Origin of the sequence: Pareuzebyella sediminis, from assembly GCF_008367235.1 — a bacterium.
Taxonomy (GTDB): domain Bacteria; phylum Bacteroidota; class Bacteroidia; order Flavobacteriales; family Flavobacteriaceae; genus Pareuzebyella; species Pareuzebyella sediminis.
Genome location: NZ_VTZS01000003.1, coordinates 319419 through 341600, shown reverse-complemented (window position 1 = coordinate 341600; position 22182 = coordinate 319419). Strand labels below are relative to the sequence as shown.

The following is a 22182-nucleotide window of genomic DNA, read 5'->3' as shown; positions in this document are numbered from 1 at the left end:
TTGCCGTTTACTTCATTAACCGAATACGGACCCGTAGAAAATTCAAACGGTAAGAGCGCGTAGGAAAATAACGGCGCAAAGACGAAAAAATGTAGTAATGAAAAGAAATATCGACGTTGATGAACTATTCTTTCTTAAGGTCAGGGCCCTCGCCAAGGCTGAAGAGACTACGATGATTGCCGTATTGAAAAAAGCGGTTCAGTGTTACCTAGCGCAAACTTCAAAAAAAGAGCAAGCCCCGATAGAAGAAAATCTTGCCGATTTATTACTGGTTCAAGATGTGGATACTTCCATTATTGTTGATGAAAAAGCACTATTGTACCTTCTAGCCAAAACGCACTCTTAAAATTAAACTAGACATTCCATATCTGCCCTGAGGAATTAGTACCTTTGTATTCAACCAATATTTGAATTCATGGGCCTCTTCACATCTAAAAACTATATTTTTCTATCTGTTTTGCTGTGTGTCTTTAGCAGTTGCAAGAAAAATTCATCGGCGACGACCAGCGAGACATCGCAGCGCTGGTTTAAAGGAAACCTGCACACGCATTCCTACTGGAGCGATGGAGACGAATTTCCTGAGGTCATCCTGAATTGGTATAAAACCAATGGGTATCAATTTTTAGCCCTTTCTGACCATAATACGCTAGCCGAAGGAGATAAATGGATTACCGTTTCCGAAGACTCTATTTACGAGCAGGCATTTCAGGCCTATCTAGACACCTATGGTGAAGAATGGGTCACGTATCATATTGATTCTGGCCGCACCCAAGTGAAGCTGAAAACCTATGAAGAGTATCGTAACAAGGTAGAGTCCCCGGGAGAATTTATAGTGATACGGTCAGAGGAAATTACCGACAGATTTGAAGACAAGCATATCCACATGAACGCCACTAATATTCAGAACAAAATTGAACCTATGGGCGGTAACAGTGTGGCAGAGGTGCTTCAAAATAACCTAAATCAGGTTTTAGACCAACGAAAGGCCACTGGAGTGCCCATGATTCCCCATATAAATCATCCTAATTTTTACTATAGTATTGATCTTGAGGATATGATCGCCTTAGATGGGGAACGTTTTTTTGAAGTATATAATGGGCATCCTATGGTTCATAATATGGGTGATTCTACGCATATTTCTACCGAAGAGATGTGGGACCTTATCAATATTTCATATCTCGAAAAAGGGAAACCCCTCATGTATGGTCTAGCAACCGATGATTCTCACAGCTACCATACCATTGGTGAAAAATGGAGCAATGCCGGAAGGGGCTGGGTGATGGTAGAGGCAGATACCTTATTACCCTCCGCTCTGATTAATTCGCTGGAAGCGGGCAAATTCTATTCAAGTACCGGAGTAAATCTAAAGAAATTACAGTATAAAGAAGGTACGTTATCAATCGAAGTAGCCCCTGAAGAAAATGTCGATTATAAGATTGTGTTTGTAGGCTGCAAAAAAGGGCAAACGACTACGGAAGAGCTAAAGATAGTAAATGGTACGAGTGCCGAATACGCGCTAGACGATGATATTCGATTTGTAAGATGCAAAATTACCTCCTCGAAATTACAGGAAAACCCCATTGAAGATTTACGGTACGAAATGGCCTGGACTCAGCCCATCTTGCCTGTTCCCTAAAAAGAAAAGGCTATCGCGTTTTCAACCAGCCGGTGATGCTCAGTCGCTGTCTAATGGCCGCCTTTACCTCGTGTTCCAATACACGGCTTTCAAAAACTGCGGCCCTCCCGGGAAATGGATATACCGTCTTGGGTACTTCTCCGGCGGTGCCCTTTAGATAAAGAACCAGTTCTCCACCGTGCTCAGGGAGCCAGTCATCTTCGTTTAAATTGCAGACTACCGAAAGTTTTCTGCGATCGTCGTTCTCAAAAGCATCTAAGTGCCGTTTGTAAAATTTTCCTTCAGGGTATACGGCATAATGAAACTCCGTTCGCAAAATACCTAGAAAACAGGTCTTGTTCAAGTACACGACCAAATCGTTGATACGGTCTAAAAATAACCTATGGCTGTAATCCGTGGTATGTTCATAGATCCATAAAATGAAATCGCCCCTGATACCCGTTTTTATGGTTTCATTGGTGCGATTGCCAATGGCAGCCTTTTTGAAACAATCGTCTTCATATTTTTTCAAAAGGTCAGTACGTAGGGAAAGCACTAGGTTCTCCTCCAAAAAGCCGTCAATGACGCTATGCCCATTTTGTAAAATATCATCGATTACCGATTCATCCAGCGGGTTGATCGAGAAGGCCAGTTGCTCGAATAGCTCTTCCACTTCTTTGTGGTTTAAAAAGTGGACAAATGTAGTTCAAAAACAGATCGGTTTTGCAAATTGAATACCTTTGCCCTACAAGAAGACGTTATGGGCACGATAAGAATTACAAAACAATTTAATTTTGAAACAGGCCATGCCTTATTCGGGTATGATGGAAAGTGCAGAAATGTACATGGCCATAGTTATAAACTGTCCGTTACCGTTATCGGTACGCCGATAACCGACACTTCCCACGTTAAGTTGGGAATGGTAATCGATTTCGGTGATCTGAAGAAAATCGTTAAGGAGGAAATCGTAGAAAGGTTCGATCACGCCACGGTATTTAATCGAAACACCCCACACATAGAGTTGGCGGAAGAGCTAACAGCCAGGGGGCACAATGTGATCTTGGCCGATTATCAACCTACCAGTGAGAATATGGTGATTGATTTTGCTGCAAAAATAAAAGCGCGCCTTCCTGGGCATATACGCCTGCATTCGGTAAAATTGCAGGAGACGGACTCGTCGTTCGCTGAATGGTTTGCTTCGGATAACTAAAGCGTCTTGGTCTACCATAGGGGGATTCGTTATATTTACCTTTTAGATGAGAACAATAAAACTTCCAGCGGGCAAAAAGGCCTATTTCGCCAGTGATAATCACTTAGGAGCCCCGACCGCTGAAAAAAGTGAGCCCAGAGAGCGGAAATTTGTAGCGTGGCTCGACCAAATTAAAGCAGATGCCGGTGTTATCTTTCTGGTGGGAGACCTGTTCGATTTCTGGTTTGAATATAAGACGGTAGTACCGAAAGGTTTTGTGAGAACATTGGGTAAACTTGCGGAAATCGTCGATTCGGGTATTCCTATCTATTATTTTGTTGGTAATCACGACCTTTGGATGAACGGTTACTTTGAAGAAGAACTCCACATTCCTGTTTTCCATCGACCTCAGCAATTTGAAATTAATGCGACCTCTTTCTTTATCGGCCATGGAGATGGGTTAGGACCTGACGATAAAGGATATAAGCGTATGAAGAAAGTTTTTGAAAATCCTTTTGCAAAATGGATGTTCCGTTGGTTGCATCCAGATCTTGGTGTTCGTTTGGCGCAATATTTCTCGGTCAGAAATAAAATGATATCAGGAGCCGACGACGTGAAATTCTTGGGGGAAGACAAAGAATGGCTTGTACTGTATGCGAAGCGCAAGCTCGAGACCCAACATTATGACCATTTCATATTCGGGCATCGCCATCTGCCTCTTGAAATCGATCTTACCGAAACATCGCGATATACAAATTTGGGCGATTGGATCTCTTATTATACCTACGCGGTTTTCGATGGAAAGAAATTGTCATTGGAAACCTATCATTAATATAGCAAAAACTAATTTGGGCATGTAATATTCGCGCTAATCTTGAGACTCATGCTCATCGATATCCTTTTGCAGGTCGAGGGCCCTGAATGTGGGTGAGGCAAAGGCCGTCAGCCCTACGGTAAGTAAAGTCATAGTGCCGCCAAAAACCACAGCCGTTACAGTACCCATCAATTTGGCGGTCAGACCACTTTCAAAGGCACCGAGTTCATTGGAAGAGCCTACGAACATTGAGTTTACAGAAGCGACCCTTCCCCGCATTGAGTCAGGGGTCTTTAATTGAAGAATGGTCTGCCGTATAATCATAGAAACACCATCGACCGCACCACTTAAAAATAGGGCTATTACCGATATCCAGAAATAGGTCGACAGACCGAAAACGATAATACATAAACCAAAGCCGAATACCGCCCACAGTAATTTTTTACCCGCATTGCGATGTAATGGGAACCGGGTCGACCCTAACATGGTTATAGCAGCTCCTACTGCCGGAGCGGCCCTTAAAATCCCGAATCCTTCGGCGCCAACGTGAAGTATATCTTGGGCAAATATCGGAAGAAGGGCAACAGCTCCCCCAAAAAGAACCGCGATCATATCTAAAGTCAACGCTCCTAATATGGCCTTGTTGTCAAACACGAAACGAAGGCCTTCTTTCAGGCTTTGAAAAACGGGTTCGCCTATTTTCGGATTGAGTATCGGTTTTCTTGATATTTGAAGAAGCATGAGAAGGGCAATCAATGAAAAAGCGAAAATAAGGCACATAGACCAATGGACACCAATCCAACTAATGGAAAAACCAGCTAGGGCAGGCCCTAGAACAGCACCTAATTGCCATGTGGTCGTACTCCATGTTGCCGCATTTGGATATACTTTTTTGGGTACGATAAGGGCAATCAAGGAAAAGATGGTCGGTCCTAAAAATGCCCGAACGATGCCACCTAAAAAAACCAGCGCGTAAATAATATAGAGTACGGTAGCGGTTGCTATACTGTTTTCCATCGAAGGCCAACTCAATATAAAAAGCCCAAGGCTTAGAACAGAAAATCCCAAGATACACTTCACCAACAAATTGCGCTTTTCTTTCTGGTCGACCACGTGACCGGCAAATAAGGCGGTTGCCACTGCAGGAATTACTTCCATAAGCCCAATAATGCCTAATGATAAGGGGTCTTTTGTTAAAGAATAGACCTGCCATTCAATAACAATGAATTGCATCGACCAGGCAAATACCATGGCAAAACGAACCCCCAAAAAAACATTGAATTCTTTAAAACGTAAGGCCGCGTAAGGATCCATATGGGTGGATTACTAAGGAGGTCGCAAAGATAATTCGATATCCCGTGCGACTAGCACGAAATGCTACAATTTTGTTCTCTTAGCTCTGACCCTGGCCATTACCGACCCGGCAGTTGGTTTTTTAGGGTCGATTGACAATAGTAGGTGAAGTATTTGATCGACGAACGGACCACTATTTGATAGTACGAGTCTGTATTTGGCCTTTTGATATCCTTTCTACCAGTTGAACAGACTGGGCGGTCGGTTTTATTTAATGTCCTTAATCTTCAATTGAAGGCTTACCGTTCCCTGCCATTCATTTTCGTCAAGACAAAACGCAGCACTAAAGGGACTACGCGCAACAACGCGGTCTAATCTATTCCCTAAGTTAAAGCCAATGGCCCCGATAGGACCTACACCATATTGAGTCAGCGAAAGTTTTAGATGCTTTTCACCCTCTCCGACCGCTTTAGCATATCCACTGTCAGACAGATTTTCAGACATAAAAACAGGCGTCATGTTTCCAGGCCCAAAAGGGGCAAATTGTCGAATGATTCGAAAAAGTTTTGGGGTTATTTGGTTAAAATCGACGGGGGCATCTACCAAGATTTCAGGGGTCAAAAGTTTTGGATCAATGGTCTGGCCGACCACTTTTTCGAACCTGTCCTTGAAATTCTGGTACTGTCCTTCCCGCAAAGTGAGCCCTGCCGCATATTTGTGCCCTCCGAACTGTTCGATACATTCGGCACACCCTTCGAGAGCGGTGTATACATCAAAACCCTTTACCGAACGTGCCGAGGCCGCCAATTTGTCACCGCTTTTGGTAAAGACCAAGGTAGGGCGATAGTAGGTCTCCGTCAATCGGGAGGCCACAATGCCAATCACTCCTTTGTGCCAAGTATCCTTGTAGACGACCGAAGTAAAACGGTTTTCCTCTTTATTGGCCTGGATCTGTAAAAGAGCCTCTTGGGTTATTTCTTGATCAAGGTCACGCCTATCTTTGTTGAATTTCTCAATTTCGTTCGCAAAGACCACCGCTTTTTCCATATCGGTTTCTACAAGCAGGGTTACGGCATGTTGGCCGTGTTTCATGCGTCCGGCTGCATTAATGCGTGGGGCGATGATAAAAACGACATCGGTAATCGTGAGTGTTTTCTTTTTTATTTGATTAATAATGGCTTTGAAACCTACCCGAGGATAGGAGTTGATTACTTTCAAGCCATGATAGGCCAGAACACGGTTCTCGCCCGTTATCGGAACAATATCGGCGCCTATGGCGGTTGCCACCAAATCTAGATAAGGAGTCAAATCTTCGATTGTTTTTCCGTGGGCATCGGCCAAGGCTTGTACAAGTTTGAAGCCCACACCGCAACCGCATAGCTCGTCAAAGGGATACTTACAATCTTCCCTCTTCGGATCTAAAATGGCTACGGCGCTGGGTAGTTCTTTTCCAGGCCGATGATGATCACATATCACAAAATCGATTTTTTTCGCTTTGGCATATGCTACTTGGTCAATAGCCTTTACACCACAGTCTAGCGCAATAATAAGTGAAAACCCATTATCTTCTGCAAAGTCGATACCTTGATAAGAAACTCCATACCCCTCGGTATATCTGTCGGGGATATAAGTAGCTACATTAGGGTAATAGGTTAACAAAAAAGAAGATAAAAGGGCAACCGCAGTAGTTCCATCCACATCATAATCTCCATAGACCAGAATGTTTTCTCCTTGTGATATGGCTCGTTCAATACGCGACACTGCTTTACGCATATCCTTCATTAAAAAAGGATCATGTAGGTCGGAGAGTTCTGGGCGAAAAAATTTTTTGGCCTCCTCATAAGAGGTTATTCCCCTCTGTAACAACAAGTGCGCCACCAAACTGTCGACATTTAATGCCCTGGCCAATTGGTCTATCCGATTTTGTTCAGGCTTAGGTTTAATAGTCCAACGCATAATAAAGTTAAGTTCAATAGACCAGCAAGGCACATGGTGTCTTTAATGGCCACGATGTTATTCCAAATGGGCTTTCCAGTACCCATTCCAGTTTTGTTCCATTTGCATTCCGAGATTCTATGCAAGTAGATGTGTCACTGATTCCATAATGGCCCCTTAGATTTCAGACAAGCCCTTGAATAAGGTGTTTCATCGAGATTTGACTTGCCTAATTTAAATGGACCGGAAAATTGGAGCCTGCTTGCTTGCCAAATAATGGTACACAAAACTTAGGTTATCTATATAGAACTATTAGGTATGGTGATACCTTATTTGGATGTCCATTTTTGCAAAACTTCGAAACATCTCCATGACCCCACAATATTTTTCAACAGAAAGGTCAACGGCCCGTTGGAGCTTCTTTTCATCAAGATTTTTCCCGTGAAAATGATATTCCACGGTGACCGCATCATAAAATTTGGGATGTTCCTCTGTTAAATTTGCGATAGTCTCGATATGGAAGTCATCTACTTCAAGCTTCATTTTTTTTATCAAGGAAACCACATCGAGTCCTGAACATCCGGCCAGACTTGAAAGCATCAGTGCTTTAGGGCGCAATCCCTTTCCTTCACCGCCATCATCGGGGCTCGCATCAATGGTAAAGTTCAACCCTGAAGGGTTGGTACTTTCGAAAGCCATCTTTCCCGACCATTTTGTGCTGATATGATTTTTCGTAGGCATAATTTTTTGTTTATTTTCTAACTACAAAAGTAATCTAAAGAAAATAAACCATGCCACTTGTACCGCCGCTTGACCCCGACCATGATGATGAAACCAAAAAATTGGCTGAGTTCTTCAACGAGACCTTGGGTTTTTGTCCGAATTCGGTTTTGACCATGCAACATCGCCCCGCCATTTCCAAAGCCTTTATTAATCTTAACAAGGCTGTGATGGCAAATGAAGGCCAGGTTACCTCTGCCTTAAAACGTCTGATTGCTTGGGTAAGCAGTAACGCTACGGGATGTCGGTATTGTCAGGCGCATGCCATAAGAGCCGCGGAACGCTATGGGGCCGAGCAGGAAAAACTGGACAATATTTGGAAGTACCGCACCCATAATGCATTCTCGGAGGCAGAAAGAGTGGCTCTTGACTTTGCACTAGCGGCTTCGCAAGTACCCAATACGGTAGATAGTGTACTCAAGAAAAGGCTTTACCAGTTTTATACGGAAGGAGAAATCGTAGAAATGCTCGGCGTCATTGCCTTGTTCGGCTATCTTAACCGATGGAATGATTCGATGGGTACTTCGATGGAAGAGGGAGCGATAGAAAGTGGCGAAAAATATTTAGGCAAGTATGGCTGGGATCAAGGAAAACACGGAGGCTCTGAATATTGAATTTGCTTGATAGATATTGGAACTCCGTAGGAATTTATATAAAAGTCACCTTAAGATGCCAATAAGACTTATTTCCCCCCAATAACAATAACGATTTCACCTTTAGGCGAGTGTTCCGAATAGTACTGTAGTACCTCTTCGGCGGTTCCACGAATAGTTTCCTCATATATTTTGGTCAATTCGCGCGATACGGAAACCGGCCGGTCCGCACCAAAATAAGTAACGACATCGGACAGGGTTTTTACTAGTTTGTACGGGGATTCATAAAAGATTAAGGTGCGGGTTTCTTCGGCTAGAAGTTGTAAGCGGGTCTGGCGCCCTTTTTTAGGCGGCAGAAAACCTTCAAAAACAAACTTGTCGCTAGGAAGACCACTTTTTACCAATGCAGGAACGAAGGCCGTGGGCCCGGGAAGACATTCTATCGGTATATCTTCAGCGATACAGGCCCGAACCAATAAAAATCCGGGGTCGGAGATAGCCGGAGTGCCTGCATCTGAAATAAGGGCCATAGTTTCACCTTTCTGTATTCGGTTGACAAGCGTATTTACGGTCTTGTGTTCGTTGTGCATATGGTGACTTTGCATGGGCGTTTCAATATCAAAGTGCCGTAAAAGTTTGCCGCTGGTTCTCGTATCTTCGGCCAAAATAAGGTGTACCTCCTTCAAAATACGTATGGCGCGTAGCGTCATATCTTCTAGATTACCTATGGGTGTCGGAACCAGATAAAGTTTGGCCATTTCTTTTTTTTAACCATCGTGTTGCCTTCAAAAGTAGCTAATTCAAGATAAACCTTGTCATAGAAAAATTGCTTCCTTTTTCATTACTTTTAAGACGATTTTCTTTTTTCGACTATGAAATCACGATTGGTACCCTTTAAAAGGTTAAGCTATTGCTATGCGAAAACATGGATATCGGCGGTTGCCCTTTCCATGTGCATGGCATGTAGCAGCGCAAAAAAAATGAACCCTTCACCAATGATGGCCCAGGTGCCCTCACCCATGCAAGAACATATTAGGGAACATGGTCGAATCAAGGATACGGTCCAACTGGGCCGAAAGGAAATCTTGGAAGGCGTGTTAGCAGAACCGGTTACCCTTTACCTTCCTCCCCTTGCCAATACTTTAGGCGAACTTGATTTGTTAATCCATTTTCATGGGGCTCCCTTTGTACCTATCGATGCGATGTACCACCTTGAAAGGCCTATGGCCCTGGCCGTTGTTCAATTAGGCTCAGGCTCTTCGGTGTATGGCCGGCCTTTTGAAGACACCACGGTATTTCTTGATTTTATTGTGGCGATACGGAACAAATTATCCTTACAGAAAATCGGTAAAATCTATTGCAGTTCTTTCAGTGCGGGCTACGGTGCGGTTCGGGAATTATTAAAATCCCATTTCGATGAATTGGATGGCATCCTACTTTTAGACGGTCTGCATACGGATTATATTCCAGATAAGACCCGATTAGCGGATGGCGGAACACTTAACACGGATAAGTTGAGCAATTTTTTAAAGTATGCGAAGGCAGCGGTTGCGGGTAGAAAAAGCTTAGTGATTACCCATTCGGAAATATTTCCCGGAACGTATGCGAGCACAACGGAAACAAGCGAATGGTTGCTCGAGCAATTGAAGTTACCACGAAATGCAGTGCTCAAACATGGCCCGGTGGGGATGCAACAGTTGGCGGAAACGAAACAAGGTCGATTTAGGGTCTTGGCATTTGCAGGTAACACTGCGCCCGACCATGTAGACCATTTTCACGGGATGCTTGAGTTCCTGAATATGCTTTTTGAGGAACCCTGAAAATACCCAAGAATATATTTTTGAAGGTGAATCGCCTCTAGCTAAACCTCCGTTCGATGATTTGCATAAAGCGTACCGCATATTCTTCTTTACCGGCCCAATGGTTATAATCGGGTTTAACCATGTTTTCGATAAAAGAAATCGAACGTTCTTCAGAGTCTATCGTGCTAAGTTGTGAGAGCACCCGATTATAGTCTTCAGTGCTACCATTGAATAGATGTTTAACGAATGCAATTCTGTTATTGAGATCTACTTTGATTTCCTTATGTGCCAATCGATCGTTGAGTGACTTTAGGGGTGTTTCCTTTTTTTGGGCCTCTTCTTTTGGAGGCATAAAAAGTTCTTTATCATTCTTCAGATAATCGGGTTTTGCCAGAAACTCGGCCAACACCTCGTCTATCGGTTTTTCATCTGCTTTTGGGGTATCGTTGGGCATTTCAGAAACCATGTGTTTAATGGTGTCGATACCTGGAATCATTATATCTTCTTGATGTGGATTACTTTCGGGAACGGATGAGTTTGCACTCAGTACCGCAGCGGCCATTTTTTCAAACTTGGCACCGATAATACTCTTGGAGACATCTACTTCAATATCATGTAACTTTTCTTCTATAAACTTCAGTACTGCGAGCTTTTCATAAAGATTTTTGGCGGCCGTGTATAAATCTCCAATATCGTTCATATCTCCCGAAGTGATGATATCGGTAGAAAGCTTCCGAAGTTCTTCCTTTAATCTTTTCTTCATCATTGATATTTTTAATCTTTTGTAACAGATAAAAAGGTATCTCTATCTTTGTTAACTTTATTCCTTAAAGCTGTCTTACAGTATAACAACGAAAAACCCATTACTTTCGTCTAAAATTACAAAATGTTTCTCGAAAATACTGTCAACCACAAAGAACAATTCGGCTGGATCGAGGTTATCTGTGGTTCGATGTTCTCTGGTAAAACCGAGGAACTGATCCGTAGGTTGAAGCGCGCACAATTTGCCAAACAAAAGGTTGAAATTTTTAAACCCATGATCGACGTGCGTTACGATGAAGACAAAGTGGTTTCGCATGATGCCAACGAGATTCGTTCTACAGCGGTACCTGCGGCTGCGAATATCCGTATTCTTGGTGATACGTGCGATGTTGTGGGCATCGATGAGGCCCAGTTTTTCGATGACGAAATTGTAACGGTCTGTAACGATCTTGCCAATAAAGGGGTGCGTGTTGTGGTAGCTGGTCTCGACATGGATTTTAAAGGGAACCCTTTTGGTCCCATGCCTGCTTTGATGGCTACTGCCGAATATGTTACCAAAGTGCATGCCGTCTGTACCCGAACAGGAAATTTGGCCAACTACAGTTTTAGAAAATCGAGCAACGACAATATTGTAATGCTTGGCGAGACGGAAGAATATGAACCCCTGAGCCGTGCTGCTTTCTATAAGGCAATGCTTCGTGAAAAGATCAGTAAGATTGATGTGGAAACCGAGGAGGTCCGACCCGATCATAAGAAATTGGAGAATTAGTGGAGCAATTTAGCAATAAAGAGAATCGGTTAGGTGAGACCGTACTCGAAATCGACCTTGGCGCATTGGCCCATAACTACCATTATTTTAAGAAGAGGTTACGGCCGACCACTAAATTTTTGGGAGTGGTAAAAGCTTTTGCCTACGGCAGCGATTCAATAGTAGTAGCGAAGTGCCTGGAAGATTTAGGTATCGATTATTTGGCCGTAGCCTATTTAAAGGAAGGCATGGCCCTTCGTGAGGCCGGAATCAAACTGCCCATTTTGGTGCTTCACCCCCTACCGATAAGTTTTGAAGATATTATTAAACATGATCTAGAACCTAGTTTATACTCCCCAAAAATTTTAGAGAAGTTCTTACTAAAGGCCCGAGAATTAAAAAAGAGGGCCTATCCGGTACACCTAAAATTCAATACGGGCCTCAATAGATTGGGGTTACAACAAAGCGATATCAAAGATGTGGCCAGGCAACTCAATGAAAGCGAAGAAATAAAAGTGGTCTCTGTTTTCTCCCACTTGGCCGCATCCGAAGATATGAACGAGAAAGAATTTACCCTTGGCCAGATTGAAAGGTTCTGCCAAATTATGGAGGAGGTAAGTTTGAGGCTAAAGAGCAGGCCTTTTAGGCATATTTTGAACACCTCCGGTATTATCAATTATCCTGAAGCACAGTTTGAGATGGTGCGTAGTGGTATTGGGCTATACGGCTTCGGAAACGATGCAAGAATCGATGGAGACTTGCATCCAGTGGCGACCCTAAAGACCGTTATCTCACAAATTCATGACATTGAACAGGGGGAAAGCATCGGCTACAATAGAGCGTTTATTTCGGATAGGCCCAAAAAGACGGCCACTTTGCCCTTGGGCCATGCCGATGGTATTGGAAGACAATATGGGGGTGGAAATACCTATGTGACGATTAATGGACAAAGTGCCCTTATTATAGGGAATGTATGTATGGATATGATTATGGTAGACATAACAAATATACCCTGTGAGGTCGGTGATGAGGTTATTGTCTTTGGGGCAGACCCTACTGCCGAGCAATTTGCCCGCACAGCAAGCACGATTTCGTATGAAATTTTGACAGGAATATCGCAGAGAGTGAAACGAGTTATACGATAGGACAAAATTAAATTAACATATTAATTAGAAAACTTTTTTTATTAATTTAAACACCATTAAACAATTAACAACTAAAACACAAAACCATGTGGAAAGAATTTAAAAATTTTATTATGACTGGCAATGTAATCGATTTAGCCGTTGCCGTTATCTTAGCCGGAGCTGTTGGCCTTGTTGTCAATGGGTTCGTAAATGACATTATGATGCCTATTGTAGGTTATTTTGCAGGAGGTATGGATTTCTCCGAAATGAAAATAGTACTGTCGGAAGCAATAATGGCCGCTGATGGAACGGTAGAGAAGCCTGAAAGTGCAATTAGGTATGGGGCCTGGGTCAATTCAATTATAAACTTAATTATTGTGGGCTTTGTATTGTTCATGATAGTCAAGTCGTACAATAAAGTGCGTGCGCCCAAGCCAGAACCCGCTCCTAAGGGCCCGACCACGGAAGAGCTTCTTGCTGAAATTCGAGATGAACTAAAAAAGAAGAATTAAACGCTTTTCGCGCTATCGAGAAAGGGAGCAGTACTGCTACCAAACCCTTATTTTTATAAAACCGCCAATGTAAATCGCAATTGCCTTGGCGGTTCTTTTATGCTAAAATGTTAATTTTGAAACATTTTGTTATATTTATATAAAAAATGAATTGTTTACTTGTACGATGTCAGGTATTCCAGTACATTTGCGCCCTCTAATTTTAAATACATGAAAGTAGCTGTTGTAGGTGCCACCGGTATGGTCGGCGAAGTAATGTTAAAAGTATTGGCAGAACGAAGTTTTCCCATTTCGGAGCTTTTGTTGGTCGCCTCGGAACGGTCCGTAGGAAAAAAACTGGTATTCAAGGGAAGGGAATATACCGTGATAGGTCTGGCCGAGGCGGTAGCGAAAAAACCAGATATTGCCATATTTTCTGCGGGAGGCGATACCTCTTTGGAATGGGCGCCGAAATTTGCCGCTGCAGGCACTACAGTGGTCGATAACTCGTCGGCGTGGCGTATGGATGCGACTAAAAAGTTAATCGTACCCGAAATCAACGCACATACCCTGACTAAAGAAGATAAGATTATTGCCAACCCTAACTGCTCTACGATTCAACTGGTCATGGTATTGGCCCCCTTACATAAAAAGTATGGCATGAAGAGGGTTATCGTATCAACATACCAATCGGTATCAGGAACGGGCGTCAAGGCGGTGAAACAACTCGAGAACGAGATGGCAGGAGTTGAGGGTGAAATGGCCTATCCCTATCCTATAAATAGAAACGCCCTTCCTCATTGTGATGTGTTTTTGGATAACGGGTATACCAAAGAAGAAATGAAACTGGCTCGGGAACCTCAGAAAATCTTGGATGACCGAACATTTTCTGTTAGTGCTACTGCGGTTAGAATACCTACTGCAGGTGGGCATTCAGAATCTGTTAATGTAGAGTTTGAAAAAGATTTTGAATTGGGGGAGGTGCGAAAACTTCTGAACGAGACCCCTGGTGTCACGGTACAAGACAATCCTGATAACAACACCTATCCCATGCCTATTTATGCCCATGATAAAGATGACGTATTTGTAGGACGTATTCGAAGGGACGAATCGCAGCGAAACACGCTGAATATGTGGATTGTCTCAGATAATTTAAGAAAAGGGGCGGCCACCAATGCAGTGCAAATTGCAGAATATCTTATCGCCGAAAAATTGGTGTAAGGGGGTAGATTGTTTTATTGTATAGTAAAACCTATAGAACCTATGGTTTGTATAGGTTTTTTTGTGCTAATTTTGGCAGGTTGATAATTTTGACGGCCAAGCGATGGTCACACACCTCCGCGCTTCTTGTTTTTAATGGCTGTTAAGACCCCAAAAAGCTGTTGAATTGAAATATCCTACCACCACTAAAGTCGATACGGTTGACACCTATTTTGGGATTACTGTTCCGGATCCCTACCGATGGCTCGAAGATGACCGAAGCAAAGCGACAGAGGCTTGGGTCAAGGAGCAAAACGCGTTTACTTCCGGTTATTTGAACAAAATTCCCTTTCGCAAAGCCTTAAAAACAAGATTGCAAAACCTTTGGAATTATGAAAAGCTCGGAGCGCCCTTTAAAGAAGGGGATTATGAGTACTTTTTTAAAAATAATGGGCTACAGAACCAACATGTACTTTATCGTACCATGGATGGAGGAGCGGCCGAAGTATTTTTAGATCCCAATACGTTCTCGGATGATGGTACGACCTCTTTGAGCGGCATAAGCTTTAGTAAGGATGGCTCACTTGCGGCCTATCAAATTTCGGAAGGTGGTAGTGATTGGCGAAAGGTTATTGTCATAAATACCCACACCAAAGAACTTATGGACAGGTTGGTCAATGTAAAGTTTAGCGGCCTTGCATGGAGAGGAAACGAGGGCTTCTACTATTCGAGCTATGACAAACCGGAAGGAAGCAAGCTATCAGGAAAAACAGATCAGCATAAGGTATACTTTCATAAATTAGGCACCTTTCAAGAAAAAGACCAATTGGTATTTGGGGATGGGCCTAATGAAAAGCATAGGTATCTAGGCGCATCGCTTACCGAAGACCAGCGGTATCTTGTGATTTCTGCCGCTATTTCAACTTCTGGAAACAAGCTTTTTGTTCAAGACCTGCAGAACCCTAAGGAAAGCCTCGTTCCCGTGGTCGATGATACAAAGTCCGACAATTATGTGTTGGACAATGTGGGTTCAAAACTTTACATTGTTACCAATAGGCAAGCCCCCAATAAAAAAATAGTTACGGTAGAGGCTTCAGATCCAGGTACTCGGCATTGGGTCGATCTTGTTCCGGAGACTGATAATGTGCTCATCGCTTCAAAAGGGGGAGGCTATTTGTTCACTGAATATATGGTAGAGGCCACAAGCCGCGTACTTCAATATGATTACGAGGGAAATCTAGTGCGGGAAGTAAAACTCCCTGGATTGGGAACCGCTTCTGGTTTTGGAGGTAAAAGGGACCATAAGGAATTCTATTTTTCCTTCACCAATTACATTGTGCCTCCATCTTCGTATAAATACAATGTCGTCACGGGCGATTATCAATCGTATTGGAAACCGGATATTGATTTTAATCCCGAAGATTATGAATCCAGCCAAATCTTTTATCCTTCCAAAGATGGCACGCGAATACCTATGATAATCACACATAGAAGGGGTTTGATTCGAAATGGCCAGAACCCTACTATTTTATACGGGTATGGTGGTTTTAATATCAGTCTTACTCCTAATTTCAGTGTGGTCAATGCCCTTTGGCTTGAACAGGGAGGTGTTTTAGCCGTACCGAACCTCAGGGGTGGGGGCGAGTATGGCAAAAAATGGCATACTGCGGGCATTAAAACTCAAAAACAGAATGTATTTGACGACTTTATAGCCGCCGCTGAGTACCTGATCGACAACCAGTATACCACTTCTGAATATTTGGCCATTCGGGGGGGTAGTAACGGCGGCCTTTTGGTGGGTGCTACAATGACGCAGCGGCCAGACTTGGCAAAGGTTGCTCTTCCGGCCGTTGGAGTGTTAGACATGTTGCGATATCATACGTTTACGGCAGGGGCCGGATGGGCTTATGATTATGGTACCGCTCAAGACAGTAAAGAAATGTTCGAATATCTATTGGGCTATTCGCCATTACACAATGTCAAAAAGGGCGAAACCTATCCCGCAACTTTAATAACGACAGGTGATCACGACGATAGGGTCGTACCCGCACATAGTTTTAAATTTGCGGCTGAACTTCAGGAAAAGAATGTAGGGGATAATCCCATACTCATACGCATTGAAACGAAAGCCGGACATGGTGCAGGTACTCCTATACATAAGACTATTGAACAGTATGCCGATATTTTTGGTTTTACGTTGTACGCTATGGGCTATTCCGAATTGCCGAATACAGAAGTTTAAAAGAGTTTAAAGAATAATGGATTGACATCGTTCATGTCAATATAATGCGCTAAACTTCGTTTTTAAAAGAAACAGCTCTTAATTTATCCAACTTGAACATTGGTATATGCTACAAATCGACCACGTATCCTTTGCCTACACTGACGGGGTAACCGTATTGGACAATATCAACCTCAAGATTGCCAAAGGCGAACATATCTCTATTATAGGTGAAAGCGGTTGTGGTAAGAGTACCTTGCTCAAGATCATATACGGCCTCTTGGAAATAGAAGTCGGCGAAGTATATTGGAACGATGCGCAAGTGTTGGGACCAGCGTATAACCTTGTGCCTGGAGAACCTTATATGAAGTATCTTTCCCAAGATTTCGATTTGATGCCCTTTACTACGGTCGCTGAGAATATAGGTAAATACCTTTCGGTATTTGAGCCCGAGGAATCCAAGGCCCGTATTCAGGAATTGTTGGAAATGGTCGAAATGACCAATTTTGCCAACACTAAGGTCCGCTATCTTAGTGGGGGGCAACAACAGCGGGTGGCCTTGGCGAGGGTCTTGGCCCAACAACCTCAAATACTACTCCTTGACGAACCCTTTAGCCATATCGACAACTTTCGAAAGAACGAATTGCGACGCAATCTTTTCGCCCACCTTAAACGTAAAAAGATTACGGTTGTAACCGCCACCCATGACCCGAACGACGTCCTATCGTTTGCGGATCGAATGGTAGTTCTTAAAAACAAATTCATCATCGCCAAGGATACGCCCAAAAATCTTTATGAACATCCCAAAGACCTTTATATAGCGTCGTTGTTCGGAGAGGCCAATAAGATACCGATCAATATTCTGAAATCATATGCCGACACCAAGAGGCGTATTATCGTCTATGCCCATGAATTTAAAGTCTCCGGAAAATCCGGACTTGAAGTGGTCGTGAAAGCTGCTTACTATATGGGAGGCCATTTTATGATTGTTGGTGTATACGAAGAAGAAGATGTGTATTTTCACCATCATAAACCTTTGGAAGTAGGAAAAGTGGTTTTTTTGAACATTTCAATCGAAACGATTAACCAGAGAATGGCAGGAATGTAATGGATGATCGACGCGTAGTGCAGGAATTGGGTTTTAAGGCCGTAAGAAGTAGTGGTGCAGGTGGTCAACATGTGAACAAGGTCGCTACCAAAATCGAATTTAGTTTTGATGTCGATGCCTCAAACGCCCTTTCCCCACATGAAAAAGCAAGGATACGTAGAAAATTGAAACATAGGCTTACCAACGAGAATATATTACGCCTGCAATGTGATGAAACCCGTAGCCAACACAAGAACCGTGAGCTGGGGGCCAAGCGATTTCTTGAACTGTTAGAGCACGCCTTACAAGTCAAGAAGAAGCGCCGAAAGACAAAACCTTCGCGATCATCTATCGAAAAACGATTAAAGGTGAAGAAAAAAAACGCCCAAAAAAAGGCACATAGACAAAAGCCTTCCTTAGACTGAAAAGTACGATGAAAAAATCGCTATAAATGATTTGCACTTCCAAAAGGGTCGTCCCTAAAATTCTTGTTTGCCAAATTCACTATCAATGAACTTCGATTTGTTCTTGTTTTGATTGAAGTTGTAAGAAAGATTCAAAAGTACCATATCTACCTCATAAATGTAGTTGGTCGTCGTATAGAATTGACCCTCCCTATAGGTAGTGATACGTTGTTCGTTGCTTCGCAAAAAACCCAAATCGATATGTTGCCATTGTAGGGTGGCCGTAAGTCGATCATCGAGAAAGGTTTTCCGTAAAGTAAGATTGGGGGAATAGAAGCGAGAGTCTTCACCTTGAGCTGTTATTTTTTCCGAAATATAATTAAAAGTAAACTGTAACGAAGTCGAAGGGGAAACGGTATACGTACTAGTTGCATTAATGGAATAGACAAAGGAATTGTTGCTTATGGATTGTCCGCTGTATTCTCCTTCAATCGAATAACCGTATAGATTGGCCCCTAGAAAATTCGACCAGTTTTTTGTAGGCTTAAGTTCTACTCCCCATTCTAAACCTATGGATTTCGCATCTCCCACATTGGAGTAAATTCGATTTAAAATGGTATCGTTGTACACCGTATTGACCCTATTGACCAGGTTTTTCGTATTTCGATAGTAGGTAGTGGCAAAAACTGAATTGCCGCTACCAAAGGTCTTACTAATACCCAGTTCAAAAAGATCGACGAACTCTGGTCGTAAAGTCGGGTCCCCTTGTTCTAAGGTTTCTGAGTGCTCACGTTCTGGAAAAGGGTTCATTTTAAAAGTAGTGGTACGTTCTACTCGTTTGCTATAGGCCGCTTTTACCTTCGCCAAATTTTCAAAGGTATATTGTACGGAAGCTGATGGAAAAGGTTTTACATAATTATAGGAATACGTAGTGTCTATAAGCCCCAGTTTATCACGAAGGTCTAAAGTTCGCTGCATGGCTTCTACCCTTAGACCTACGGCATAGTCCCATTTTTCTTTAGAAGCTGTCATTTGGGCGTATCCTGAATGAATGCTTCTTTTCAAATCGACTTCACTTGAAAATTCAGGAACAAGTTCATATTCATCAGTAAGGTTATCGCGGCGTTCATAGACAAAATCTCCGGTATGATCGAGGTTTCTATACTGGTATCCGGTATCCAATTGTCCAAAGGAAAAGGGCTTCCAAGAATAGTCGATTTGAAAGCGAATACCGTTCAAGGGGTTATCGTTGGTATTGTATTCTTGTTGGTACACGATATTTCTGTTCGGTTCCCCGAGATTATCACTTTCAGTTGGGCCTCCTAGCAATGTATATTCGTATAAAAAAGAGGTAGACAATCGTGACTCGTTTGAAAAAATACGGGTATAGTCAAGGCTGCCCAAAATAAAATCACTTTTTCGTGTACGGAGGTTGTGATTGAAATACCGGAAGGTATAGAAACGTTCGCCACCTTGGGCCGGTGCAATACTATGATTATCATAATATACAATGTCTGCCAAACGGTCTTTTTGACGTTTTCCAGCATAGAATCCTAATGAAAAAACCTGTAGGCTATCAGGAATGAAATCAACGGTGAACCTTCCGCTATAATTAATTTCATCAAAACTGCGTTCCCCTGTTGAAGGGAATTGGGTAAGGGTGTCGTTAATAATCGTAAAAACATCCCCTTCACGTCTTCCTCCTAAATCATTTCTTTGATAATTGGCTCCTAAGGAAAGATTCCATTTACCGCTTTTGAGGTTGTAGGTAATATCGGCACCATACCTTTGATGCGCCCTCTCATTTCCGTATGATTCTATTGAGGGAAAGCCGCCTTTTATATTAATTTGGGTAAATGTACCGTCGGTCGCCCCCTTTTTAGTAATGATGTTCATAATGCCCGCTTTTCCTTCTGGGTCATATTTGGCAGAGGGTGCCGTGATGATCTCGACGCGCTCTATGGCATTAGCCGGAAGCTGATTAAGTAAAATATCGGTGTCGCCCTGTATCGGATTACCGTTCAGAAGCACCACGAAGCCAGTGCTTCCTCGAACACTGATCTCACCCTGGCCGTTAACGCTTACTGCCGGTATGTTCTTAATAATATCGGTAGCACTGCCCCCTTGGCTATTTTGAAAATTCTTTGTGTAGAATATTTGCCTATCTATCTTATTTAGTACGGTGGCTCGTGCGCCCTCGACCACTACCTCATTCAGCTGATGCTCACCAATGGTAAGTACGATAGTACCCAAATCAATATTTTCGTCTTGATTATTTATCGATATAGCTTCGATGGTCTTGGTTTGAAAGCCAATAAAGGAGGCTTCTAAGTAGTAATTTCCATTTGTAATCCCGTATATGGTAAAAATTCCATCTTTATCCGTGATTACCCCGGTAACGAGCTTGTTGGTCTCCTTTTCAAACAGGGCCGCAGTAGCGTATTCCAGAGGATAGTCGGAGGTATCGTCCGTTATTTTACCGATAATTTGGCTGAAAGACACCAGCGGTACGCTAAAAATGATAAATAGGATCGCGGCATTGAGGTTCATAGGCAAGGGAGCTCAGTACCGCGAAATTAGTCTCATGCCCCTTTGATTAATGGTCTTTATGAAAAAGTTAAGGTACCAATGCTTTTCTTTTAAATTGCAAGGGGGTTTTTCCCTCATGGCGTTTAAAATATTTTACAAAATGCGAAACATCGCCAAAGTCTAACTTATAGGCAATTTCCGAAACGGAAAGGTCGGTGTACAACAGTAAACGCTTGGCCTCTTTAATGATATGTTCTGCAATCACCGTGGATGCGGTTTTGTTCCATTTTCTTTTGCAGAATGTATTGAGGTTTTGGGCCGTGGTGTTGAGCTTTACCGCATAATGTGAAACGTCGTTCTTGATGTGGGTTTCCAGTAGAGCCAACATGCGCAAGGCCAAATCATCATGGGCTGAAGTTTCAATTGCCTGGGCATACATCAGTATTTTTGAAAGCAGTGCCTTTAAAATTCCTTCAAGAAATACAATATTATCGGCATTATCGCGGATTTCATTGGATGCAATTTCAAAGAGCCCTTGAATACTTGCATCTTCCGGTAGATGTATGACTCTTAGATTTTCGATATGCCTGAGTTGAATATTGATATGTTTGTCCAAGGTTTTCGTTAAAAAGCATTCCTTGAGTATAACTACATAACCCCGAGGCTCTGAATCGATATGCCAATGGTGTATTTCGTCTTTTTTAACAACAAAAATTTGTGGCGGTCGAATAGCATAGCCTTTATCGTCCATATAATGAATTCCAGAACCTTCGGTAAAATAAACCAGTTCGAGATATTTATTATGTCGATGGGGCTTTGTGTAACGCTTATTAGGATCAAAAGGTTCAATTTTAATATCTGCGAAAGCGGAAATTTTCGAATACGTTTTAATTTTTTTGCGCATTATTTTTTGGTTCAGTTCAAATTCTACAATCGAATCTAAAGGTCAAGCCCATTAGTCCCAGATAGATATAATTTTTACCCTGTCTTAGGGCATCCTAAAAATAGCGGTTTGGGAAGACTTTCAAGCTGTAAATAGATAGTGTAATTATAATTGGGCTATTTTTAAAGTGGTCTGGGAACAAACGCCGAAAGAAATATCCTCCAATTTTTCCAGATGTGGCCTCTCTCCTTTTTGGTATTTTCATAGGGTAATCTTGGTTGGCCTGATACAGTAAATCGGTGTTACCCATGGCAATCCAATAGCGTTGTACCCCCATTTTCTATTTGTACTTTTTGGTTGTATCAATAGGCTGATAGATTTGGTCGGAGGCATCTTCCTGATGTATACTGGCAACGCAAAATTAGACCACCTAATCGAAGGTATTTGGGTAATACCTACTAGTATGCATGATTTGAAAACCTCCTATCGAGAGGCTGGCAGTGGCTCCACTTTCTTTATGGGGCATGACCTTGCCATTCTCTTCAATGAATGAGACAATATCCATAAAATGGGATTCGAATAGCCCGCTCATAATTTGGAGAAGTATGAATGGAGGTTTGTCCAATCCTTGACTTCCCTGACTGTTCCCGCCACATTAACAACATTTCCGTTGGGTATTCCTATAATGATCTGTTTGGCTTTTCCAACA

At 42.6% G+C, this 22182-nt stretch carries 21 protein-coding genes and 1 pseudogene; 13 read left to right on the top strand and 9 right to left on the bottom strand.

Features of this window, described 5'->3' with window-relative positions:
* The first annotated feature begins 97 nt into the window (after nt 1-97).
* Nucleotides 98-346 (top strand): hypothetical protein, encoded by a 249-nt coding sequence (locus F2B13_RS12150; RefSeq protein ID WP_149304327.1) that lies wholly within the window; start codon nt 98-100, stop codon nt 344-346.
* Nucleotides 347-415: 69 nt separating this feature from the next.
* Nucleotides 416-1636, top strand: coding sequence for a PHP domain-containing protein (locus F2B13_RS12145; protein ID WP_149304326.1), 1221 nt, complete (start codon nt 416-418; stop codon nt 1634-1636).
* Between the two features lie 10 nt (nt 1637-1646).
* Here F2B13_RS12145 and F2B13_RS12140 read toward each other — a convergent pair whose 3' ends face one another.
* Nucleotides 1647-2288 carry a 2OG-Fe(II) oxygenase gene (locus F2B13_RS12140; protein WP_149304325.1) on the bottom strand — a complete coding sequence of 214 codons (642 nt, stop codon included), beginning with the start codon at nt 2286-2288 and terminating at the stop codon, nt 1647-1649.
* An 87-nt stretch (nt 2289-2375) separates the two neighbouring features.
* On the opposite strand from F2B13_RS12140, the gene F2B13_RS12135 reads away from it, so the two are divergent.
* A complete protein-coding gene (locus F2B13_RS12135; protein ID WP_149304324.1) occupies nt 2376-2825 on the top strand; it encodes a 6-pyruvoyl trahydropterin synthase family protein in 450 nt (149 codons plus the stop codon).
* 55 nt (nt 2826-2880) lie between these two features.
* Nucleotides 2881-3636: a UDP-2,3-diacylglucosamine diphosphatase gene (locus F2B13_RS12130; protein WP_149304462.1), complete on the top strand. Its 756-nt coding sequence runs from the start codon at nt 2881-2883 to the stop codon at nt 3634-3636.
* A gap of 36 nt (nt 3637-3672) precedes the next feature.
* Here F2B13_RS12130 and F2B13_RS12125 read toward each other — a convergent pair whose 3' ends face one another.
* The 3 genes from F2B13_RS12125 to F2B13_RS12115 form a co-directional block, all read right to left on the bottom strand.
* Nucleotides 3673-4932, bottom strand: a complete 1260-nt coding sequence (locus tag F2B13_RS12125) for an MFS transporter (RefSeq protein WP_149304323.1) — start codon at nt 4930-4932, stop codon at nt 3673-3675.
* 246 nt (nt 4933-5178) lie between these two features.
* Nucleotides 5179-6867, bottom strand: coding sequence for a single-stranded-DNA-specific exonuclease RecJ (gene recJ, locus F2B13_RS12120; protein WP_149304322.1), 1689 nt, complete (start codon nt 6865-6867; stop codon nt 5179-5181).
* Between the two features lie 291 nt (nt 6868-7158).
* A complete protein-coding gene (locus F2B13_RS12115; RefSeq protein WP_149273412.1) occupies nt 7159-7587 on the bottom strand; it encodes an OsmC family protein in 429 nt (142 codons plus the stop codon).
* A 50-nt stretch (nt 7588-7637) separates the two neighbouring features.
* On the opposite strand from F2B13_RS12115, the gene F2B13_RS12110 reads away from it, so the two are divergent.
* Nucleotides 7638-8240 (top strand): carboxymuconolactone decarboxylase family protein, encoded by a 603-nt coding sequence (locus tag F2B13_RS12110; RefSeq protein WP_149273410.1) that lies wholly within the window; start codon nt 7638-7640, stop codon nt 8238-8240.
* A 68-nt stretch (nt 8241-8308) separates the two neighbouring features.
* Here the strand turns inward: F2B13_RS12110 and rsmI are convergent, their stop codons facing one another.
* Entirely contained in the window at nt 8309-8977 is a 669-nt protein-coding gene (gene rsmI / locus F2B13_RS12105) for a 16S rRNA (cytidine(1402)-2'-O)-methyltransferase (RefSeq protein ID WP_149273408.1), read from the bottom strand.
* A gap of 222 nt (nt 8978-9199) precedes the next feature.
* Here rsmI and F2B13_RS12100 point away from each other — a divergent pair, with 222 nt between their 5' ends.
* Nucleotides 9200-10039 carry a hypothetical protein gene (locus F2B13_RS12100; RefSeq protein ID WP_149304321.1) on the top strand — a complete coding sequence of 280 codons (840 nt, stop codon included), beginning with the start codon at nt 9200-9202 and terminating at the stop codon, nt 10037-10039.
* Nucleotides 10040-10076: 37 nt separating this feature from the next.
* Here F2B13_RS12100 and F2B13_RS12095 read toward each other — a convergent pair whose 3' ends face one another.
* A complete protein-coding gene (locus F2B13_RS12095; protein ID WP_149275378.1) occupies nt 10077-10784 on the bottom strand; it encodes a hypothetical protein in 708 nt (235 codons plus the stop codon).
* Between the two features lie 123 nt (nt 10785-10907).
* Between F2B13_RS12095 and F2B13_RS12090 the strand changes: the two genes are divergently transcribed.
* The 7 genes and pseudogenes from F2B13_RS12090 to arfB all read left to right on the top strand — a co-directional run bounded on the left by F2B13_RS12090 (nt 10908) and on the right by arfB (nt 18082).
* Nucleotides 10908-11552 (top strand): thymidine kinase, encoded by a 645-nt coding sequence (locus F2B13_RS12090; protein WP_149304320.1) that lies wholly within the window; start codon nt 10908-10910, stop codon nt 11550-11552.
* Nucleotides 11552-12676 (top strand): alanine racemase, encoded by a 1125-nt coding sequence (gene alr, locus F2B13_RS12085; protein ID WP_149304319.1) that lies wholly within the window; start codon nt 11552-11554, stop codon nt 12674-12676. The genes F2B13_RS12090 and alr overlap by 1 nt, the downstream gene beginning before the upstream one ends.
* Before the next feature lie 86 nt (nt 12677-12762).
* On the top strand, nt 12763-13170 hold the full coding sequence (gene mscL / locus F2B13_RS12080; protein ID WP_149273399.1) for a large conductance mechanosensitive channel protein MscL: 408 nt from the start codon (nt 12763-12765) through the stop codon (nt 13168-13170).
* Nucleotides 13171-13380: 210 nt separating this feature from the next.
* Complete coding sequence (locus tag F2B13_RS12075) at nt 13381-14370, top strand: aspartate-semialdehyde dehydrogenase (RefSeq protein WP_149304318.1); 990 nt, start codon at nt 13381-13383, stop codon at nt 14368-14370.
* A gap of 172 nt (nt 14371-14542) precedes the next feature.
* Nucleotides 14543-16608: pseudogene (locus F2B13_RS12070) on the top strand (prolyl oligopeptidase family serine peptidase); the annotation flags it as partial.
* Nucleotides 16609-16697: 89 nt separating this feature from the next.
* Nucleotides 16698-17678, top strand: a complete 981-nt coding sequence (locus F2B13_RS12065) for an ABC transporter ATP-binding protein (protein WP_149273393.1) — start codon at nt 16698-16700, stop codon at nt 17676-17678.
* Nucleotides 17678-18082 (top strand): alternative ribosome rescue aminoacyl-tRNA hydrolase ArfB, encoded by a 405-nt coding sequence (arfB, locus tag F2B13_RS12060; RefSeq protein WP_149273390.1) that lies wholly within the window; start codon nt 17678-17680, stop codon nt 18080-18082. Before F2B13_RS12065 ends, arfB begins: the two co-directional genes overlap by 1 nt.
* Before the next feature lie 54 nt (nt 18083-18136).
* Here the strand turns inward: arfB and F2B13_RS12055 are convergent, their stop codons facing one another.
* From F2B13_RS12055 to F2B13_RS20465, 3 genes are all read right to left on the bottom strand, one after another.
* Entirely contained in the window at nt 18137-20611 is a 2475-nt protein-coding gene (locus tag F2B13_RS12055) for an outer membrane beta-barrel family protein (protein WP_149304316.1), read from the bottom strand.
* A gap of 67 nt (nt 20612-20678) precedes the next feature.
* Nucleotides 20679-21494 carry a helix-turn-helix domain-containing protein gene (locus F2B13_RS12050; protein ID WP_149304315.1) on the bottom strand — a complete coding sequence of 272 codons (816 nt, stop codon included), beginning with the start codon at nt 21492-21494 and terminating at the stop codon, nt 20679-20681.
* 409 nt (nt 21495-21903) lie between these two features.
* The gene (locus F2B13_RS20465) at nt 21904-22065 is read right to left on the bottom strand and encodes a dual specificity protein phosphatase family protein (protein ID WP_149304314.1); all 162 of its coding nucleotides are present in this window, start codon (nt 22063-22065) and stop codon (nt 21904-21906) included.
* Nucleotides 22066-22182: the final 117 nt, after the last annotated feature.